The sequence below is a fragment of the Wolbachia endosymbiont (group A) of Limnophora tigrina genome (assembly GCF_964263225.1).
In the GTDB taxonomy this organism is placed as follows: domain Bacteria; phylum Pseudomonadota; class Alphaproteobacteria; order Rickettsiales; family Anaplasmataceae; genus Wolbachia.
In genome coordinates this window covers 806,334-824,042 of record NZ_OZ181654.1, presented here as the reverse complement: position 1 = coordinate 824,042, position 17,709 = coordinate 806,334, and the positions used below count along the sequence as shown (strand labels likewise).

Sequence of the window (17,709 nt, the reverse complement as noted above, 5' to 3'; positions counted from 1 at the left end):
AATGCAAAAAATTAAATTAACTGAACCAATAAAAATCGATGGAATTTTAGTTTCAGAGCTAACTCTACGCCGTCCAAAAGTTCGAGATCGTTTAGCTGTTGAACGTATGGGTAATAGCGATGCAGAGAAAGAAGTAGCACTGATTGCAAATCTTGCAAGTATTTCAAGAGAAGCAGTAGAAGAATTTGATTTAGCAGACTACAATAAGATTCAAGAAGCGTTACAAGGTTTTTTGTCTCAGCAGAAGAATTGAGGTTGAGCATATTATCACTTAGCTCAATGGTTGGTGGTGGAATCAATCAGTGGCTTGATATGGATATTGAAGAATTTATTACTTGGTTTGAAAGTAGCGGAAAATTATACAAATGAAGGCAATTTCTATAGTAATTGGAGCAACACTGCAAAGCAGTTTTAATAGTACGATAGCAGGTAGCACGAAGCAACTTTCTCGTATTGGTAGTACGATAAAACAACTTGAATCATCAAGTAAATCAGTATCCAAGTTTAAACAATTAAGCCACGATGCTCTGCTTGCTAGGCGTTCTTGGAATGAACTAGAAATAAAAACAAAATCTCTTGCTCAGCAGATAAAAAATACAGGAGCACCAAGTAAGAGCCTGCAAAACGAGTTTACAAGGTCTAAAACTGCAGCACTGAAAGCTAAAACAGCTTATTTACAAAAAAGAAGTGCTCTCCACCATTTACGCCTCACTTTTACCCACAATTTTGAGAGGTCATGATGTGAAGCATAACTATGCTCTCCTTAAGATTTTCATAGCCCCGCCATAGAGTCATAGCCCCTGGTAAATTATCACTTTTTCTATTCATAAATCCACCTAATTTTCCTAACCAAATAATAGCTTGTTTTATGTTTGGAGGTTCTTCTGGCAATGTAGCTACTTTATGCTCACGTATGAAAAGGGCCTTCCACTCTTCGTTGCTTAAAATTTTAGTACAGGTTTCCATGGGATTTGATAAAGCGACTTTTGTTAAATATAAAATTTTAAATGCAATAATGCTCTTTATAGCAATTAATTTCTGTAGCCTTTCCTTTGTAGTTAAACGAGAGCTTTCTATTTTACATCCTGATTTTAAAACCCTGAAATACTCCTCAATTTTCCATCTTAGCTTATACCAATTTATCCTTTCTATAGCATCTAAAGTGCTATTAACTGGTACATTAGTCAGCAAAGTCCAATCAATAGCTTCCAATCCTTCAGGAGGATTTGTTTCTTTTGCACTTACCACATATACAGGGATTTTATCACTTATTTTATGCACTGTGTCTTTTGATCCATAAATTGAAGAAGATCTGATAGGTATATAGCCTTTCATATACTTAACTTCAATATTAGCTTTCCTTGATCTTTGGTTTCCACCTTTATTAACTTCTAGAGAAATTTTCTTCTTTACTGGCAGTTGAGTGATGCGTGTTTGCAAATCTGTTTTTCCAATTTCAGTACAGATAAATCTTCTATTAGTTCGATTACGGATTACATAAAAACTACCTAATGTCTCAGTGATCCATAAAAATTTGAAGATATCTGCCTCTCTATCACCAAGGGTAACAAGTTGTACATTTGCAGGAAGGTTGTTTATGCTTTCTTTGAGAGCTGTTATCCACTTATAACTTTCTTTTTCTTCTATGGAGGTACGGTATTTCCTGTTTGCTTTTTCTTGTGACGTTTCTTTTTCCCTAATAGAACGTGCCCAACATTGTTGAGAAGATAGACCTAAAGGCAATCCGTCTTTGCTGACTATTAAGGCACTGTGCAACAGTAAACCCATTTTATGCTTCGTATAAGCTTTAGAAATACTACCTAGCCTCTTAGTTTTTATATGAGAGTCAAAATCCAAATAACTTGTATCTTGAACTGAAAAAACAAACTGATTTCCTTTCATTCTCTCCATAGTTTCTTTGTAATGGGAAGAATAAATTTCCTTATCCTTAAGCTTTTCATTGCTAAATAATCTGTATGCACCCTTAGCTTCTTTCCATCCACTACAGCTTTGATTAATTGATCCAGACGCCTTACCCTCTATACAATAGCCTGTTTTAATAAGTCTCTTATTAAGTCTTGTATCTCCTAAATTAACGTGTTTTAACTCTCTTTCCAGCCATTTATCCCCTAAGCCATCAGTATATTGCACATTTGTACTTACTTCACTCATTTTAATCCCAAATTTATTTGGTATCCATTTTACTCACTTTTTTATTTGTGGGTAAAAGTGAGCATTTACGCACGGAGTTCAGTAAAAGTGGTAGAGATATAAAATCTCTTATTGGAGATCAAGTTAAACTTGGCTCTTCTATTGAAAAGCTTAAAAATAACTATACAGCTTTAAATTCCGTAATGCAAAAACGTAAAGGAGTTTTAGCACAAAGAGCAAATTTCAAAGCTCAAATGATGGATGCTGTGGCACTTGGCCTCACCCTTGCAGCACCACTTAAGGCTGCAATTAGTTTTGAGAGTGCCATGGCTGATGTAAAGAAAGTTGTAAAGTTTGAAGATACAGATGTAAATGGCTTAACAAAACTTGGGGAAACATTAAAGGAAATGTCGCGTACAATTCCGCTATCTGCGGCAGAACTTGCGCAAATTACTGCAAGTGGTGGTCAACTTGGTATTAAAGCTAAAGATCTTACGACTTTTACAGACACTGTGGCCAAAATGGCAACTGCATTTGATATGTCAGCAGAAGAAGCAGGAGACGCTATTGCTAAACTTTCTAATATTTATCAAATTGAAATTGGTGAAATGAAAGGCATTGGTGATGCAATAAACCATATCTCTGATAACACTGCAGCAAAAGCTAAAGACATTGTTCCTGCATTAAACAGAATCGGTGGTACAGCAAGGCAATTTGGCTTAACTGCAGTAGAAGCGGGAGCTTTAGCAAGTAGCTTCATTAGTCTTGGTAAGACCCCCGAAAAAGCAGGTACAGCAATTAATGCGATGCTCAGTAAGTTGCAAACAGCAAGTAAGCAAGGTGGCAATTTTCAAAAAGCTTTTCAGCAGCTAAAAATAAATGCTAAGGAATTTGAAAAAGCAATTGGCAAGAATGCACAAGGCACATTAGTTAAGTTTTTAGAAACAATTGCAAAACTAGGTAAGCAAGAACGTTCTAGCGTTCTTTTTGATCTCTTTGGTCTTGAATATCAAGACGATATAGCACTACTCATTGGTAGTCTTGACGAGTACAAAAAATCTTTACGATTAATAAACGGGGAATATAAGGGCTCAATGCAAAGAGAGTTTGAAAATAGAGCAAATACTACAGCAAATAATCTTCAGCTACTTAAGAATTCAATAGCAGAAGTAGGAATGAATCTTGGTTCTGTATTATTACCACCTTTAAATTTTACTGTTAATCTTCTGAGGTCAGCAACTACACAAGTAGCACTTTATGCCAAGGAATATCCAGTATTGACTACAGTAATCATGAGTACTACTACAGCGTTGATTAGCATTAAAATAGCAGCTATATCTCTTGGCTATGCTTGGACTTTTGTAAAAGGTTCTTTATTCGCTCTTTTATCTACTTGGAGAATGTTTGGATCTGTTATTACTTTGGTAAAAATAGGTCTTTATTCTACTTCTGCAGTTTTTCCAGCAATTATTGCTGGATTTAAAGCATTAACAATTGCTGTGATGAGCAACCCTATGGGGCTGATTATTGGTGGTATTGCTGTTGCTGCAACTTTGATAATTACCAAATGGCAAGCAGTAAAGAACTTTTTTGTTACTATCTGGGAATCAGTGAAAATTGTATGGAAGTCTTTTTCTGATTGGGTAGGAAAATTTTGGAATAATATTACTCAGCCCTTTAGAACAATCAGTAATCTGTGGAATAAAAGAAATGAGTCTAAACTAGAAGTTAAGTCTGTAAATAACGTTATAAGTGATTCTCTTAAGTACCCCATTGCGGCACACAGTAAAGCTATAGAGAATAAAACTCAAAATAATCACTTCAGTATTAATATTCATTCAACCCCTGGGCAAGATACACGTAGCATTGCTGATGAAGTAATGGAGCGAATTAGAGAGCAATTTAGTGGCGCACTTTACGATATAAATTAAATTATGTTATCTTTTGGTCCATATAGATTTTCATTAATTGAGCAAGGCTTTACACGCAGAAGTGAATATCGCTGGCCTGCACTTGAGCGTATTGGGGAAAAGCCATTGCTTCAAAGTATTGGTCCTGGAGAGGACATTGTTGAGCTTGCAGGAGTAATCTATTCAGGAGGGCTGAAGCAAATAAATAATATGCGAAATTCATCGAAACCTCTTTTACTTATTGATGGCCAAGGTAACATTTTAGGCCATTTTGTTATTGTGAAAATAGAAGAAACGCAGAAATATTTTTTTCCAAATGGTGAACCAAGAAAGATTGAGTTTCATTTAAGTTTAAAACATTATAGCAATTTATCATCACAAAATAACACTACTGACTTTACTGCAGCTGACAATGATGTACTACAAAACTAAGGAAAATGATATGTTAGATTTAATCTGCTGGAACTACTATGGATTCAGCTCAGAAGCAGTTGAGATTGTGTTAAGAGCTAATCCTGGACTTGCAGAGTATAAAAGTCTTCCTGCAGGATTAATCATTCAACTTCCTGTTATTCAAAAAGAGACACAAAAGCAAGTAGTAAAACTATGGGATTAAAATGACACCAGACTTTAGTATTTCAGTAGAGGGCATTTCCATCACTGAATTGGTGAAAAGTCGATTGGTATCAATGCATATTACTGATGAAGCAGGAGTAATAAGTGATACTGCTGTAATTCATCTTGATGACCGTGATTCATTATTTGAGATTCCTAGAACTGGGGCAAAGCTAAATATTTTACTCGGGTATAAGGAAACTGGCATTGTGCCAATGGGAGATTATATAGTAAATGAAATTACGCTACAAGGCCCGCCACAATCACTAAAGATTAAAAGTCATGCAGCGGATCTAAAAGAGTCATTAAAGGAACAAGTGTTTAATGAGTGGCATCAAATCACCTTAAATGATTTGGTAAAAAAGATTGCAGACAAACATGGCTATCAAGCTAAAGTTGCTGCAGAGTTTGTAAATATCATGATATCACATATTGATCAAACTGCAGAGAGCGATATGCATTTTTTAACCAGGCTTGCTCAAATTTATGGAGCAATAGCAAAACCTGCAGGAGGATATTTACTGTTTGTTTCAAAAGGAAAAGCAAAATCAGTTACCGGAAAAACTTTAAGCACTATTACTTTAACACCTAGAGATATTACAAATTGGAAAGTAAAATTTAATGAGCGTAATCAATATGGCTCGGCTATTGCTTACTGGTATGATTATGAAAAAGCAGAGACAATAACGGAAAAAGTAGGTGATCAAGAACCAAGCTATATTTTGCGAGATATTTATGCAAGTAGTGATTTGGCACAAAGTGCAGCATCTGCGAAGTTGAATCAGCTGATGAGTAATGCAGCAACACTCAATGTCACAATGCCAGGAAATCCTGAATTATTTGCTGAAGCAAAGATTAATCTTTCTGGATTTCGCAAAGGAGTTTATGGTAAATGGATAATAAATAGGGCTGAGCATGTAATTGATAACCTTGGCTATCGTACTATTGTTACGGGAATAATTGATAGTTGGAAAGTAAATTGATAATTTCCTCATAGATATCTTCTTTATTATTGTTTAATTCCTCTACAGCAAGATCTAAAGGAGTTTTTTTATCTTTGTTTTTAGCAGAAGGATTTGCTCCATTTTTCAGTAGAAATTTAGCAATTTCCAGATGTCCTTTTCGTGCAGCATAGTGCAGAGCTGTCCAGCTAAAAGCATCAGTAGTATTTACATCAATGCCTTCTTCAATTAGAAATTTTACGACTTCTAAACAGCCTCCGCTTGTAGCATAGTGTAATGATGTTGCACCAAAATGATGAGTAGCATTGATATCTACTACATTTTTTATTAAGGATCTTACAGTATCTAAATTACATTTTTCAGCTGCAGTAGATAATGTTTCCAGATCATTGCCACTTGCCTTACTTTTTATTGGCACATCTTTTGATAATTGGTCTGTACTAAAGTGCTGATACAGAACAATAACGCATATTATTGGTGTTATTGAACTTGTTAACAATTTCCAAAAAAGGCTAGATTTCATGTTGATTATATTATTTACATCGCTTGTTTAGTGCAACTAATTAACTTTATTTTAGAAAAGATTTTTTGGACGTATTTTTGATGAATCTTGTATATGTATATATACAACTTTTCCTTTAAAAAAGATGACAAACACAGGAAAGATCCCTGTAGCAGTAATTGCTACTATGGTGATACAAACAATAGCATTGATCTGGTGGCTGGCCAAGCTCGACTTAAGAGTGCACATGCATGATAAATTTATAGAGCAAAATCAAAGGACTACAGAAATCATCTATCGTCTTGAAGAAAGGGTCAAAAACCTTGCTGAAGAAGTTAACGAGCTTGAGCAGAGACAAAAATGACAAAGTACATTTTATCGGTTGATGGAGGAGGAATTAGAGGAATAATTCCTGCGATTATTCTAGCAGAAATTGAATCTAGAACAAAAAAGCCAATTTCCCAGATTTTTGATTTAATGGCAGGCACCTCAACCGGTGGGATTATTGTAGCCGGGTTATGTAAAAAAGATGAACGGAGAAACCCTCAATACTTTGCCAATGATTTGGTTGAACTTTACCAAGAGTATGGAGCATATATCTTTCAAGCATCATTTTGGAGAAGATCAATCGCTTCTTGGCTGAGTGGTTCTCAGTACTCATATAAAAATATGGAATTTATTCTCAATAAATACTTCGGTGAAAGCACTATGGCTGATGTTGCGAGTAATCTACTGCTCACCAGATACCGTCTTTATTGTCAACAAATTATTTAGCTAAAAAGAATAAAAAATAACAAAAAGTTTTAATTTAGGCTGATACCTTCTATAAACTAGTGTAACTATTTATAAGTACTTTCAGTTTGTGTGGCGTACTTATAAATAGTTACACTAATTTTTTACTGTGCCTTCTTATTTTATGAGAATTGTTTTACAAAGTTACTAAGCAACTCTGTTAAAGTCAATGTGAGAGGCAGTGCATCAGTTATACGTTCAGCGAATCTGTCTCTTATAAAACAAGCAGCAATTGTAACCAGGTAATAAAGATACTCAAGAACATCTAAAGTTTAGTACAAATGACAAAATATATTCTCTCAATTGATGGTGGTGGAATAAGAGGAATTATTCCAGCAATGATATTATCCAGAATAGAGCAAAAAACGGGTAAACCTATTTCTCAAATTTTTGATTTATTGGTGGGTACTTCAACTGGTGGTACTATTGTAGCAGGATTATGTAAAAAAGATAGCAAAGGAAAGCTACAATATTCAGCTGATGACTTGGTTAATCTTTATCAGGAGTACGGACCTTATATTTTTAAGTCTTCATTTCTAAGAAGATCAATATTTTCTTGGATTAACGGTGCACAATACCCCAGTAAAAATATTGAACATGTACTTCATAAATATTTTGGCGATGATATCCTTAAAAACACTTTAAGTAATGTGTTGATTACGAGTTACGATATTCACAATAATTGCCCATTTTTCTTCAAAAGCTGGAAAGAGGATAGAAATTTTATTAAATTAAGGGATGTATTAAGAGCAGCAACTGCAGCACCTACTTACTTTGCACCTAAATATTTAAAAATCAACCAAAAGGAAATGGTATTAATAGATGGAGGAGTTTTTGCCAATAATCCAGCAGCATGTAGCTATGCAAGCAGCAGAAAGCTATTTCCTAACGATGATGTAGTACTTCTGTCCATCGGCACTGGCAGATCGTCTCATTCCATTAAATACCTCAGATCGAAAAGACTTGGCAAAATATCCTGGATTAAGCCATTGATAAACGTAATGTTTGCCTCTGGACTAGATTGTGTAAATTATCAGCTAGACCAGATTATTAACAATAGCTATATCAGAATTCAATCGCAGCTAAAAGTAGCATCAACGGAGATGGACAATACAACATACGAAAATATCAAGTGTTTAAAAAAAGAAGCACAAATGATGATTGAATGTAATCAAAAAGCAATAGATAAATTCTGTACAGTAGTATCATAAACTTTAACCTTTTAATCTAGAACTCGCATTTTTGGACGTTTCCTTTTAAGCTTCAGTAAACCTCCTAACTCTATAGTTCTTGATATGATCTGGATTAAAAGCCTTCCTTGAACTTAAAACACCAAAAACTATATGGAGTAATTTACGCATTGCAGCTCCCACAATGGCCATATTATGCTTGCCTTTCTCTTTTAACTTCTCACAAAAAGTCATAATGATAGGATTGTGATTTTTAGCTACTATAGCAGGAAAGTACGTTGCCTTACGTAATATGCGTGAACCGGTTTTACTTAATCTGGGCTTGGCATGTACAGATGAGCCTGATGTTATATTTTGTGGTATAGTTCCAGCATATGCTGCCAATTGCCTGGCATTTATAAAAGTTTTTATATCAGGAATTTCAGCTAAAATAGCTATTGCTGATTCTTCTCCTATGCCTGGAATAGTCAATAGAAGTTGAAAATTTTCCAACAATTCTTTGTGTTGATTTAATAGTTCACGTACGGAGTTTTTTATTGTTTCTGTTGATTGTTCTATGTTCATTGCAAGGCTTTCCCAAGCATTTACAACTTCTTCAGGAAGTCTCTCTTTTTTTTCTAAATGATTATTTGCTAGTGTTAACTCATCTTTTAATGCATCTGAGCAACGATAAAGATGTTTTAATTTTTTCTTTTCAGGAGAAGGTGGTGTCCAACGAGAAGGTTCCTGTCTTTGACAATAATCTGCAATAATCTCTGCATCAGACTGGTCATTCTTTTGTCGTTTCAACTTACTCCTTGCATAAGATTTTATGCAATAAGGATTTACAACACTAACGAAATATCCGGCATTGTGGAGAAATTCAGCCAAAGCTTCACTATAGCAACCAGTAGCTTCCATACAGGCTTTTACCTCTTCTATGTTATGTTTTTGTAGAAAGTTTGCTAGGCCTTGAAATCCAGAATCATCGTTTTTAAATTTCCTTTTTCTAGTTTCACGTTTTCCTTTTTTACTTATAAACGAAAGAAAAACGTCAAAGCGTTCTTTTGAAACATCTATACCAAGAAAGTTGTTGATCATATATAACTCCATACGTTACTATTTTAAAATGAAAAGTAAGGCTTACCTTGTGAATACAGAATTAGAACCATTGAGGTCTTTCTACGATACCGTCCAGCCTATACTTTTGAGAAGGGGGACTCTTATCTGGTCAACAGATTTTATATCTAAGTTATGACTCAGAGTTCTTCCCTTCTCCACCTAATGCTTAAGCTTAAAACACTAGATGCTTTTTACAAGATACAAGTTATGACATTCACAATAGTTGTGAATTTTTCTTTAAAAGTTGGAAAGAAGAAAACATTAAGTTAAAAGATGCACTCAGAGCTACAACAGCTGCTCCAACGTACTTCACACCAAAACGTCTAAAAATTAGTCAAACAGAGAGAGTGTTGATAGATGGCGGAGTGTTTGCCAATAATCCAGCTGCTTGTGCATATGCAAGTGCTAAGAGGTTATTTCCAAATGATGATATTGTACTGGTATCAATAGGTACTGGCAGAACAGATAGGAGCATAGAGTATGTTAATTCAAGAAGATTTGGAAAAATAGGTTGGGTCAAGCCACTACTGAATGTGATGTTCGCCTCTGGATTGGATTGTGTTGATTATCAACTAGAACAAGTAATAGATGATAAATATATGCGAATACAATCACAATTGAAAGTAGCATCAGCTGAAATGGATGATATAACACCTCAAAATATTAAATGTTTGCAGCAAGAAGCAAAGGCAATGATAGAAAGTCATCAAAGAGTAATTGATGTGCTATCAAAATAATATAAGTTTATGAAAAAACTTTTTTCTTACGAGAGAGTTATAAAATTCAAAGCTTTTTTGAAAAAGATAGAATTTTAAAAAATAATTTGGACGTTTTTTTTACCAATCTTGTATATATATAACATAAAAGCGCGTTTTCACGCAAATAAATCATATGGAATCTACTTCACAAAAGTCTACTATTGAGGCCAAAAAGATTGAGCTGCCAAAAGGCGGAGGAGCGATAAAAGGAATCAGTGAAGCTTTTGAGGCTAACTCATTCACTGGTACTGGATCTTTCTCAATACCAATTGCGCTACCAACTTGTCGTAATTTCTCACCTTCTTTAAGCGTTAATTACAGCTCTGGAAGTGGTAACGGAGTATTTGGTATAGGGTTTAATGTTTCAATAGCAAGTATTATCAGAAAAACATCCAAAAAAATTCCAACTTATGATGATGAAGATATTTTTGTCCTCAGTGGAGCAGATGACTTGGTTGCGATTAATCAAACAAGTAATAGCGAATATGATATTACTTATTATCAGCCACGTGTTGAAGGACTATTTGCAAAAATAGAGCGTTTAATAAGTAAAAGTGATAGCACTATTCATTGGCAAGTTACTAGTAAAGATGGCAGCATTGCTATTTATGGTAAGAATGAACAAGCACAAATTTATGATCCAAAGAGTAATAGATGCATAGCAAAATGGTTACTTGAGGAATTAAGCGATGTATATGGAAATAAAATATTTTATCATTATCGCTCAAGTACAGAAAAACAAGGTAGTGGCAGAGTAATTGATCGGATTACTTATGGCCATAATGAAGAATTAAACTATAATCACTTTGAAGTTTTATTTGATTATGGCGAAAATGACTTTGCCAGTCCTATAGATAAAAAATATAGCGAAGAAAGAAATGCAGTTCTCCGTCAAGATTCGTTTACCTCACACATTACAGGGTTTGCGATTAGAACTGAACTCTTATGCCGAGCGATAAGGATTTACCATCGATTTGGTAAAGAGCCAAAGCTAGTCAATGGAACGTACTTTGATTACGATGAAAAACCAACGATTACGTATTTAAGAGCGGTAAAACAAGTTGGCTATTATGAGAGAGGAGAAAAAAGGTTTAGCAAATCAACACCAACTTTAGTTTTTTCTCATACCAATGATGATTCTACCTACATTGCAACAGTTTCATCTGTCGGACTTAAAGATGGCAACAAACCATCTAAAGAGCTTTTGCAGATTTTAAAAGAACAAGATTTTGTCTTTTCAGAGCAAGATTCAGAAGTCTCTGAAGAAAACTCAAATTGGAAAATCAAAGAAAAAGGAAATTTTTTAGACCTTCACAATAGAAATAATAAAAACTCTTTTAAGCCAGTAAAAATAGAAGGAATAAACAAAAACTTTCCTGGGTATTTAAATGATCGAAGATTTCAATCGGTTGATTTATATCAAGAAGGTATTGAAGGGATATTATATAACGATGGCAACACAATCCTTTATTTTAGACCAAATGGTAATGGAGAGTTTGCTCAAGCTAAACTACTCGAGCGTTTTCCATCATTACTCCGAAAAACTACTTATTCACTAATGAGCCTAGAAGGTAACGGTGAATTGCAGCTTTATGTAAATGAAAGTGGTTTTCAAGGTTACCATGATTTTGATGGTAAATGGAGTGAATTTAAGCCTCTTGAATCGCAAGTAATCAACTTGAGCAGCGAAATTCAAGAGATGATAGACGTCACCGGAGATGGAAGAACTGATATCGTAGTATTTGAAGGAGAAAGCGTCAGAGTATATCCATCAAAGGGAAAAAAAGGATACAAAGAAGCTATTTACAGTAAAGCGCCAAAAGACTTGCCAAATCAACGTGCCAGTTTAGAGAGTACTTTAGTACGCTTCGTTGATATGTTTGGTGATGGCAAAAGTCATTTAGTTAAAATAGAAAATGGCAAAGTAGAATGTTGGCCAAATCTTGGCTATGGTAAATTTGGTGAAAAAGTTGTATTTAAAAATGCTCCATATTTTAGGGATGGGTTCAATGTCAAACGTTTATACTTTGCTGATATTGATGGTTCTGGTACTACTGATTTAGTCTATGCTAACCATAATAGTTTAGATATCTATTATAACAATAGTGGTAATTCATTTAGTAAGCCAGTAACTTTAAAATTACCAGTTGATTATAATCATATTAGCCATATTGAATTTGCTGATATTCTTGGCAATGGAACTAACTGTTTGCTTATTAGTTACCTTGATCAAAATTTAAAATTACAGCATTTGTACTATGACTTTTACAATGGAGTAAAACCGCACTTACTGAAGCAAATAGATAATAATATGGGTAACATTACCCGTCTTCATTATGCAGCTTCTACTAAGTTTTATTTAGAGGATAGAAAAGAAAATCGCCCGTGGGTAACAAGTCTGCCGTTCCCAGTACAAGTAATTGAAAAAATAGAAACCATAGACAATATAGTAGGAAGTAAACTTACCAACAAATATAGCTATCATCATGGTTTTTATGATAGTGCGGAGAAAGAGTTCCGTGGATTTGGTTTTGTAGAAACTTGGGATACTGAAGATTTTACTACAGTTGATCAGAGTGAAAAAAAACATTATGTTGCTCCTATTTATACCAAGACTTGGTATCACACTGGAGCTTATAAAAAAGCAGGAGATTTAGTTGAGAGTTATAGAAAGGAATTTTACCAAGGAGACGGTAAAGAGTTAAAAATAACACCACAAGTATTAGATGAAAAGATTATCTCAATAGAAGATATAAGAGAAGCATACCGCGGGATTCAAGGGCAAGTGCTAAGACAAGAAGTGTATGGTTTAGATAGGCCGGATCTTTACCAGCATCCATATTCAGTCACTGAATCCAGCGCTGCAGTAAAACTACTAAGATCGAGTAAAGATAATACTAATAAAGACTCTAGATTTAAATACGGAATATTCTTTGTTAATTTACAGGAAACTATTAGCTATCATTATGAAAGAAACTGCTGTGATCCACGTATTCAGCATGACTTTGTTTTAGAAGTAGATGAATATGGTAATGTCACTAAATCAGCAAGTATTACTTACCCTCGCCGAAATCAGCCAAATAATTACTCAGAGCAGCAAAAGTTACATGCTACTTTAGAACATAACTTTTACATTAATAACACTAAAGAATTTTACTTGCTTGGAGCTCTTTATAAATCACAAGCTTTTGAGATTGGGGGCTTAACAGATAGCTATGTTAACATTAGTGAATTAAGGACACACGTAGAGAGATCTCTACAAAATACGATAAAATTTGAAGAAAACTTAAACTATACAAATCCGCAAGCAAGGATCTTAAGTGAAAGTCACAATTATTTTTGGAATAAAGAACAAAATTCTACTTTACCACTTGGTTCTGTAACTCAGCAAGCACTACTTCACCATACTGAAGCTATGGCATTTTCTGATAGCCAAATCAAAGAAGTGTTTTCGGGCAAAATAACCTCTGATCAGATGCTAAAAGACCTTGGCTACAAAAAAACTTCTGACTTTTGGTTGGTGCCAAGTCCTACTCAGTACTATTGTGGTAGTGATAAATACTATTTACCTGAAAAAGTAATTGATGTTTTTGGCGCTGAGACTGCAGTTATTTATGATCAGTATGCATTGCTGCCAATAAAAACAATAGTTAAAGCAACTGCAACCTCAAATTATGAAACTACAGCAGAATATGATTATCAACGATTAAGTCCAGTAAAGCTCACTGAGCATAACGATAACGTTTCAGAAGTTATATTAAATCCACTCGGAGTGGTAATTGCTACTTCTGTTTATGGCAGCGAAAACGGGGAAAAGAAAGGTGATAAACCATTACTCGAATATCAAGTTAGAAAGGATTCGAGCTTTGAAGATATTTTAGGCTTAGCAGAAGAAGCAAATGGCCCAGAGCACTATTTACAGAATGCGACAAGTTTCTTTTATTATGATCTTGAAGCATGGAGAAGAAATGGCCAACCTGTGCATGTGATTAATCTGCAGAGAGAAACTCACGTTTCAGAAGGAAATTCGACAAGAATCAGGAAAGTTGTAACTCATATAGATGGGTTTGGTAGAAATCTTGAGACTAAAATGCTCGTAGATTCAGATAGTAAACAATGGCTAGCATCAGGGAGAGTTGTATATAACAATAAAGGCACGGAGGTGAAAAAGTATGAACCTTTTTATAGTAATTCACCTTTTTATGACCTCGAAGAGAGTGTGCGTAATCAGGGAGTATCTGACACTCTTTATTATGATCCTCTGCTGAGGAATATTCGCATTGATACGCCAAAAGGTTTTTTCAGCAAAGTAGAATTTGATTCGTGGAGTACTAAAAATTTTGATCTTAATGATACGGTAAAAGATTCAGCATACTACAAAGAATTTACCGGGAAATGGAATAAAGCAAGCGCAGAAGAAAAAATAACTTTAAGAGACGAAAAAGATGCACTCAGCAAAGCAGAAAAGCATTATAATACACCAACGATAGAGCATTTAGACAGCTTGGGAAGAAAGTTTCTGCAGATAGAGACCTTAAGTAAGGATGGACAAAGCAATGTAGAATTAAAATCCCACGTCAAACTTGATATTCAAGGAAATGAGCTAGAAAGTGTTGATGCAAGATTTTATGAGCAAAACCAAGGTAAGGAAGAAAACGAAAAGGTAAAAAATTTTCGCCACGTTTACTCGATGGCAGGGCTTTTAAAAAGCACCAGTGTTGATGTCGGAGAAATCTGGAGTCTAGCAAATGTCGCAGGAAGCGCAGTATATAGCTGGAATAGCAGAGGATCTCTTACTTACACAGAATATGATAAATTGCAACGGCCAATAAAGGTAAAAATTACCGATGAGGACCTAAATTTAAATGGCAATGTCGTTGAAAGATTCTTTTACTCTGAAGACATTCAAGATAAGGTAACAAATCGTTATGGAACACTAATTGCTCATTATGATCAAGCAGGACTAACTGAGATTAAAGAAAATGATTTTAAAGGTCAGACATTAAAAAGTAGCTACATTCTGAGAAAGAATTATAAACAAGAAGCAGACTGGAAAGGTGTTGAAAGTATTACTACAACTCATGCAGATCTTGAACGAGAAATATTTTCTTTCACCGCTCAGTACAATGCACTAGGCGAAATAATTGAAAAGAAGGACCCACAGAATAATGCTCATATACCAGTTTATGATATAGCAGGGAGAGTAAAGCAAATTAAGCTTAAAAAAAGAGAAGAAGCAATTAAAACCTATGTTTCGAATATTAACTATAATCCTAAAGGTCAGCGTATATCGATTACCTATGGTAATGGTGTTGTTACCAGCTATAGCTATGATCCTAAAACTTTTCAGCTTACTAAACTAGAAAGTCAAAAAGGACAAAAGAAATTACAAAGTATTCACTATACGTATGATCCAATAGGAAACATTACTACAATGGAAGATGAGTCTTATAAGACTATTTTTCCAAATAACAAAAGCATAGATACTAAGTCTGATTATCACTATGATTCGCTTTATCGACTGATTCAAGCAACTGGCAAAGAACATCCAGCACTTAGTGGAAAGGAAGGAATTATTACACAAATTCCGCATCTAAATAATCAAAATGCGATTAGTAATTACACTGAATATTATGATTTTGATTATGGCAGTAACATTACGAAAATTAGGCATGTAGGTGTTAATGGCTAAAGAATTTTACATATCGAATAAATCTAATCGCTGTTTGCCGATAATAGATATTAGGCCTATGAGTGAAAATGATATAGATGCAAGTTACGATGAAAGGGGTAATTTATTGAAGCTCAGTGGTACACAGAACTTGCACTGGAATTACCGCGATAACATCGCCTATGTTGATATTATAACTAGGCCTAGCGGGAAAAATGATAGTGAATATTATGTCTATGACAGTAGTGGACAACGAGTCAGAAAAGTTACTGAAACTTATCAGAATAATGAAACAAACTCTACTCGAGTGGAAAAAATTTACTTTGGTGATATTGAAGTTATCAGAACCTACCAAAATAATAGTTTAAGCAAAGAGAAGTATACTGTCCATGTAATGGACGATAAAAGTAGAGTAGCTCTCCATCATTATTGGACTAAAGGCACTTCAGACGAGACAAGAGAAAGCCAAGACCGTTATCAGCTGAGTAATCATTTAGATTCAGTGGCATTAGAACTGAACGATAATGCTGAAATCATGACATATGAAGAGTATCTGCCATTTGGTGGCACAGCACTTATTGCCGGGAAAACTGTCCGTGAAGTTACAGAAAAAGAATATAGGTATTCAGGGAAAGAAAGAGATGATAGCACAGGTCTCTATTACTACGGTGCACGTTATTATGCTCCGTGGCTCCTAAGATGGATAAATCCTGATCCTGCTGGGACTGTGGACGGACCTAATCTTTATCAGTTTGTTGGGGGTAATCCTGCAATTTATAGAGATAAAGGTGGGAATGCTAGAAATCAAGGTGAAAATGCTGTTGATTATACAGAATTTATTAACACATTTCAAGAGGGAGATAAAATTTATGGCTTAACTAAAAGCAGAGGTCCATACATTACGGCAGCTAAATCACTATACCCTAACGCAAATACCACAATAGATGACTTGAATAACTCGTTTATAGGTACAGGTTTATTTTCAGATGGTAATAAAAATATCTATTACGAGAAACAGCTGACTCCTAGAAATGACGAGGCAAAAAAATTCAAAGAGTTTATTGAGAGTGATCCAAAATATGATCCAAGAAAAGTACCTGGAACATACGGCATAGAACAAAACGAACTCCATGATCAAAATGGAGAATTGACAGAAAAAGGAATACAAACAACAATGGATGCATACGTAAGGGTGGGACATGCTTCTAAGGCAGGTATAAAATTTACCACTATAGAACAACGTAAAAAGGTTCATTTTGTTCTTGATAAGATCAAATTGTCTGCAGTTCCACAAAAAGTTTCATCCTTTGCACTACCAAGCAGTGACTATGATAGTGACGATATTAATCTTACAAAACGAAATCGTGGTGGCATTCTAAAAGACATTACTGGACAGGAGTTAAGGTACCTCTATAAAAATAGAGATAATAAGCAAATCATGCAAAATGTGATTTTTTGGAAAGAAGGGAAAGTAGTAGATCCGCCTTGGGAAAATGATGAAAGAGACTACGAATATGAAAGAGCAGGTGATGCAAAATTTGAAATAACAGGAATGATACCTGCTAAAAATTTATGGGAAGAGCATTTATCACATCCTCCTCACTTATCCTTGAATTCTTCTTACTTAAATTATGTGAATCCTTTGTACTTGAATAGTTATCGTTACAGAATAAAGTTTATTCCAGTTGCCAGTTACTTACGCACACAAAATTTTGAATAAGGAGAAAAAACTATGACAAATAAAAATGACTCTCAACTTCGCCTAGAGAAGATGGGAATAAATGTTGAAGAAGCTGAAAAATTATTCAGCTTTAAAAATAAAAATGATGAGTTTTTATATGACTCAGCATTTAAAATTACGGATTTGTCTGAGAATACCTTTATTTATAAGGTAAAAAACCCAATTTCAGTGGGAGAAGCTAAAGATATTTATCAGAAGTCTTTTACTTTTAGTAGAGGAGGATTCTCTTCTTTTTTATGAATGAATTTTATTTAAAAACCTAAACAACTATGGAGAGGAAAAACATGACTCACGAAAACACAACTAATGATTCACT

14 protein-coding genes and 2 pseudogenes are annotated in these 17,709 nt (G+C 34.6%); 13 read left to right on the top strand and 3 right to left on the bottom strand.

Going from position 1 to position 17,709, the window contains the following annotated elements; translation table 11 throughout:
• Window position 1 precedes the first annotated feature (1 nt).
• Both ACE38P_RS03795 and ACE38P_RS03790 read left to right on the top strand, forming a co-directional pair.
• Window positions 2–253, top strand: coding sequence for a phage tail assembly protein (locus ACE38P_RS03795; RefSeq protein WP_253309268.1), 252 nt, complete (start codon window positions 2–4; stop codon window positions 251–253).
• Between the two features lie 112 nt (window positions 254–365).
• Window positions 366–740 carry a hypothetical protein gene (locus ACE38P_RS03790; RefSeq protein ID WP_374699534.1) on the top strand — a complete coding sequence of 125 codons (375 nt, stop codon included), beginning with the start codon at window positions 366–368 and terminating at the stop codon, window positions 738–740.
• Here the strand turns inward: ACE38P_RS03790 and ACE38P_RS03785 are convergent.
• A complete protein-coding gene (locus tag ACE38P_RS03785; RefSeq protein WP_374699293.1) occupies window positions 715–2,172 on the bottom strand; it encodes an IS4 family transposase in 1,458 nt (485 codons plus the stop codon). The two genes, ACE38P_RS03790 and ACE38P_RS03785, sit on opposite strands and share 26 nt — an antisense overlap.
• Window positions 2,173–2,219: 47 nt before the next feature.
• On the opposite strand from ACE38P_RS03785, the gene ACE38P_RS03780 reads away from it, so the two are divergent.
• From ACE38P_RS03780 to ACE38P_RS03765, 4 genes are read left to right on the top strand one after another with little or no spacing between them, the layout of a single operon-like run.
• Entirely contained in the window at window positions 2,220–4,082 is a 1,863-nt protein-coding gene (locus ACE38P_RS03780) for a phage tail tape measure protein (protein ID WP_374699533.1), read from the top strand.
• A gap of 3 nt (window positions 4,083–4,085) precedes the next feature.
• Window positions 4,086–4,493 (top strand): phage tail protein, encoded by a 408-nt coding sequence (locus ACE38P_RS03775; RefSeq protein WP_374699532.1) that lies wholly within the window; start codon window positions 4,086–4,088, stop codon window positions 4,491–4,493.
• 10 nt (window positions 4,494–4,503) lie between these two features.
• Entirely contained in the window at window positions 4,504–4,677 is a 174-nt protein-coding gene (locus tag ACE38P_RS03770; RefSeq protein ID WP_374699531.1) for a tail protein X, read from the top strand.
• A gap of 1 nt (window position 4,678) precedes the next feature.
• On the top strand, window positions 4,679–5,659 hold the full coding sequence (locus ACE38P_RS03765; protein WP_374699530.1) for a phage late control D family protein: 981 nt from the start codon (window positions 4,679–4,681) through the stop codon (window positions 5,657–5,659).
• Here ACE38P_RS03765 and ACE38P_RS03760 read toward each other — a convergent pair.
• Window positions 5,625–6,161 carry an ankyrin repeat domain-containing protein gene (locus ACE38P_RS03760; protein WP_374699529.1) on the bottom strand — a complete coding sequence of 179 codons (537 nt, stop codon included), beginning with the start codon at window positions 6,159–6,161 and terminating at the stop codon, window positions 5,625–5,627. The genes ACE38P_RS03765 and ACE38P_RS03760 overlap by 35 nt on opposite strands.
• A 124-nt stretch (window positions 6,162–6,285) precedes the next feature.
• Between ACE38P_RS03760 and ACE38P_RS03755 the strand changes: the two genes are divergently transcribed.
• The 3 genes and pseudogenes from ACE38P_RS03755 (at window position 6,286) to ACE38P_RS03745 (ending at window position 8,143) form a co-directional block, all read left to right on the top strand.
• Window positions 6,286–6,504 carry a hypothetical protein gene (locus ACE38P_RS03755; protein WP_012673232.1) on the top strand — a complete coding sequence of 73 codons (219 nt, stop codon included), beginning with the start codon at window positions 6,286–6,288 and terminating at the stop codon, window positions 6,502–6,504.
• Window positions 6,501–6,896 (top strand): annotated as a pseudogene (locus ACE38P_RS03750) (patatin-like phospholipase family protein); the annotation flags it as partial. The gene ACE38P_RS03755 and the pseudogene ACE38P_RS03750, both read left to right, overlap by 4 nt.
• A 317-nt stretch (window positions 6,897–7,213) precedes the next feature.
• On the top strand, window positions 7,214–8,143 hold the full coding sequence (locus ACE38P_RS03745) for a patatin-like phospholipase family protein (protein ID WP_374699483.1): 930 nt from the start codon (window positions 7,214–7,216) through the stop codon (window positions 8,141–8,143).
• 45 nt (window positions 8,144–8,188) lie between these two features.
• On the opposite strand, the gene ACE38P_RS03740 is transcribed toward ACE38P_RS03745, so the two are convergent.
• Window positions 8,189–9,202, bottom strand: coding sequence for an IS110 family transposase (locus ACE38P_RS03740; protein WP_341816137.1), 1,014 nt, complete (start codon window positions 9,200–9,202; stop codon window positions 8,189–8,191).
• A 221-nt stretch (window positions 9,203–9,423) separates the two neighbouring features.
• On the opposite strand from ACE38P_RS03740, the pseudogene ACE38P_RS03735 reads away from it, so the two are divergent.
• The 4 genes and pseudogenes from ACE38P_RS03735 to ACE38P_RS03720 form a co-directional block, all read left to right on the top strand.
• A pseudogene (locus tag ACE38P_RS03735) lies at window positions 9,424–9,960 on the top strand (patatin-like phospholipase family protein); the annotation flags it as partial.
• A gap of 154 nt (window positions 9,961–10,114) precedes the next feature.
• Window positions 10,115–15,673, top strand: a complete 5,559-nt coding sequence (locus tag ACE38P_RS03730) for a SpvB/TcaC N-terminal domain-containing protein (protein ID WP_374699527.1) — start codon at window positions 10,115–10,117, stop codon at window positions 15,671–15,673.
• On the top strand, window positions 15,666–17,372 hold the full coding sequence (locus ACE38P_RS03725; RefSeq protein WP_374699526.1) for an RHS repeat-associated core domain-containing protein: 1,707 nt from the start codon (window positions 15,666–15,668) through the stop codon (window positions 17,370–17,372). Before ACE38P_RS03730 ends, ACE38P_RS03725 begins: the two co-directional genes overlap by 8 nt.
• 12 nt (window positions 17,373–17,384) lie before the next feature.
• A complete protein-coding gene (locus tag ACE38P_RS03720; RefSeq protein ID WP_374699525.1) occupies window positions 17,385–17,633 on the top strand; it encodes a hypothetical protein in 249 nt (82 codons plus the stop codon).
• Window positions 17,634–17,709: the final 76 nt, after the last annotated feature.

Bases quoted from the DNA above. Each gene is read 5' to 3' on its own strand.
- ACE38P_RS03740 (WP_341816137.1), bottom strand. From the start codon at position 9,202: ATGATCAACAACTTTCTTGGTATAGATGTTTCAAAAGAACGCTTTGAC.
- ACE38P_RS03795 (WP_253309268.1), top strand. From the start codon at position 2: ATGCAAAAAATTAAATTAACTGAACCAATAAAAATCGATGGAATTTTA.
- ACE38P_RS03775 (WP_374699532.1), top strand. From the start codon at position 4,086: ATGTTATCTTTTGGTCCATATAGATTTTCATTAATTGAGCAAGGCTTT.
- ACE38P_RS03785 (WP_374699293.1), bottom strand. From the start codon at position 2,172: ATGAGTGAAGTAAGTACAAATGTGCAATATACTGATGGCTTAGGGGAT.
- ACE38P_RS03725 (WP_374699526.1), top strand. From the start codon at position 15,666: ATGGCTAAAGAATTTTACATATCGAATAAATCTAATCGCTGTTTGCCG.
- ACE38P_RS03745 (WP_374699483.1), top strand. From the start codon at position 7,214: ATGACAAAATATATTCTCTCAATTGATGGTGGTGGAATAAGAGGAATT.
- ACE38P_RS03720 (WP_374699525.1), top strand. From the start codon at position 17,385: ATGACAAATAAAAATGACTCTCAACTTCGCCTAGAGAAGATGGGAATA.
- ACE38P_RS03765 (WP_374699530.1), top strand. From the start codon at position 4,679: ATGACACCAGACTTTAGTATTTCAGTAGAGGGCATTTCCATCACTGAA.
- ACE38P_RS03770 (WP_374699531.1), top strand. From the start codon at position 4,504: ATGTTAGATTTAATCTGCTGGAACTACTATGGATTCAGCTCAGAAGCA.
- ACE38P_RS03755 (WP_012673232.1), top strand. From the start codon at position 6,286: ATGACAAACACAGGAAAGATCCCTGTAGCAGTAATTGCTACTATGGTG.
- ACE38P_RS03790 (WP_374699534.1), top strand. From the start codon at position 366: ATGAAGGCAATTTCTATAGTAATTGGAGCAACACTGCAAAGCAGTTTT.
- ACE38P_RS03730 (WP_374699527.1), top strand. From the start codon at position 10,115: ATGGAATCTACTTCACAAAAGTCTACTATTGAGGCCAAAAAGATTGAG.
- ACE38P_RS03760 (WP_374699529.1), bottom strand. From the start codon at position 6,161: ATGAAATCTAGCCTTTTTTGGAAATTGTTAACAAGTTCAATAACACCA.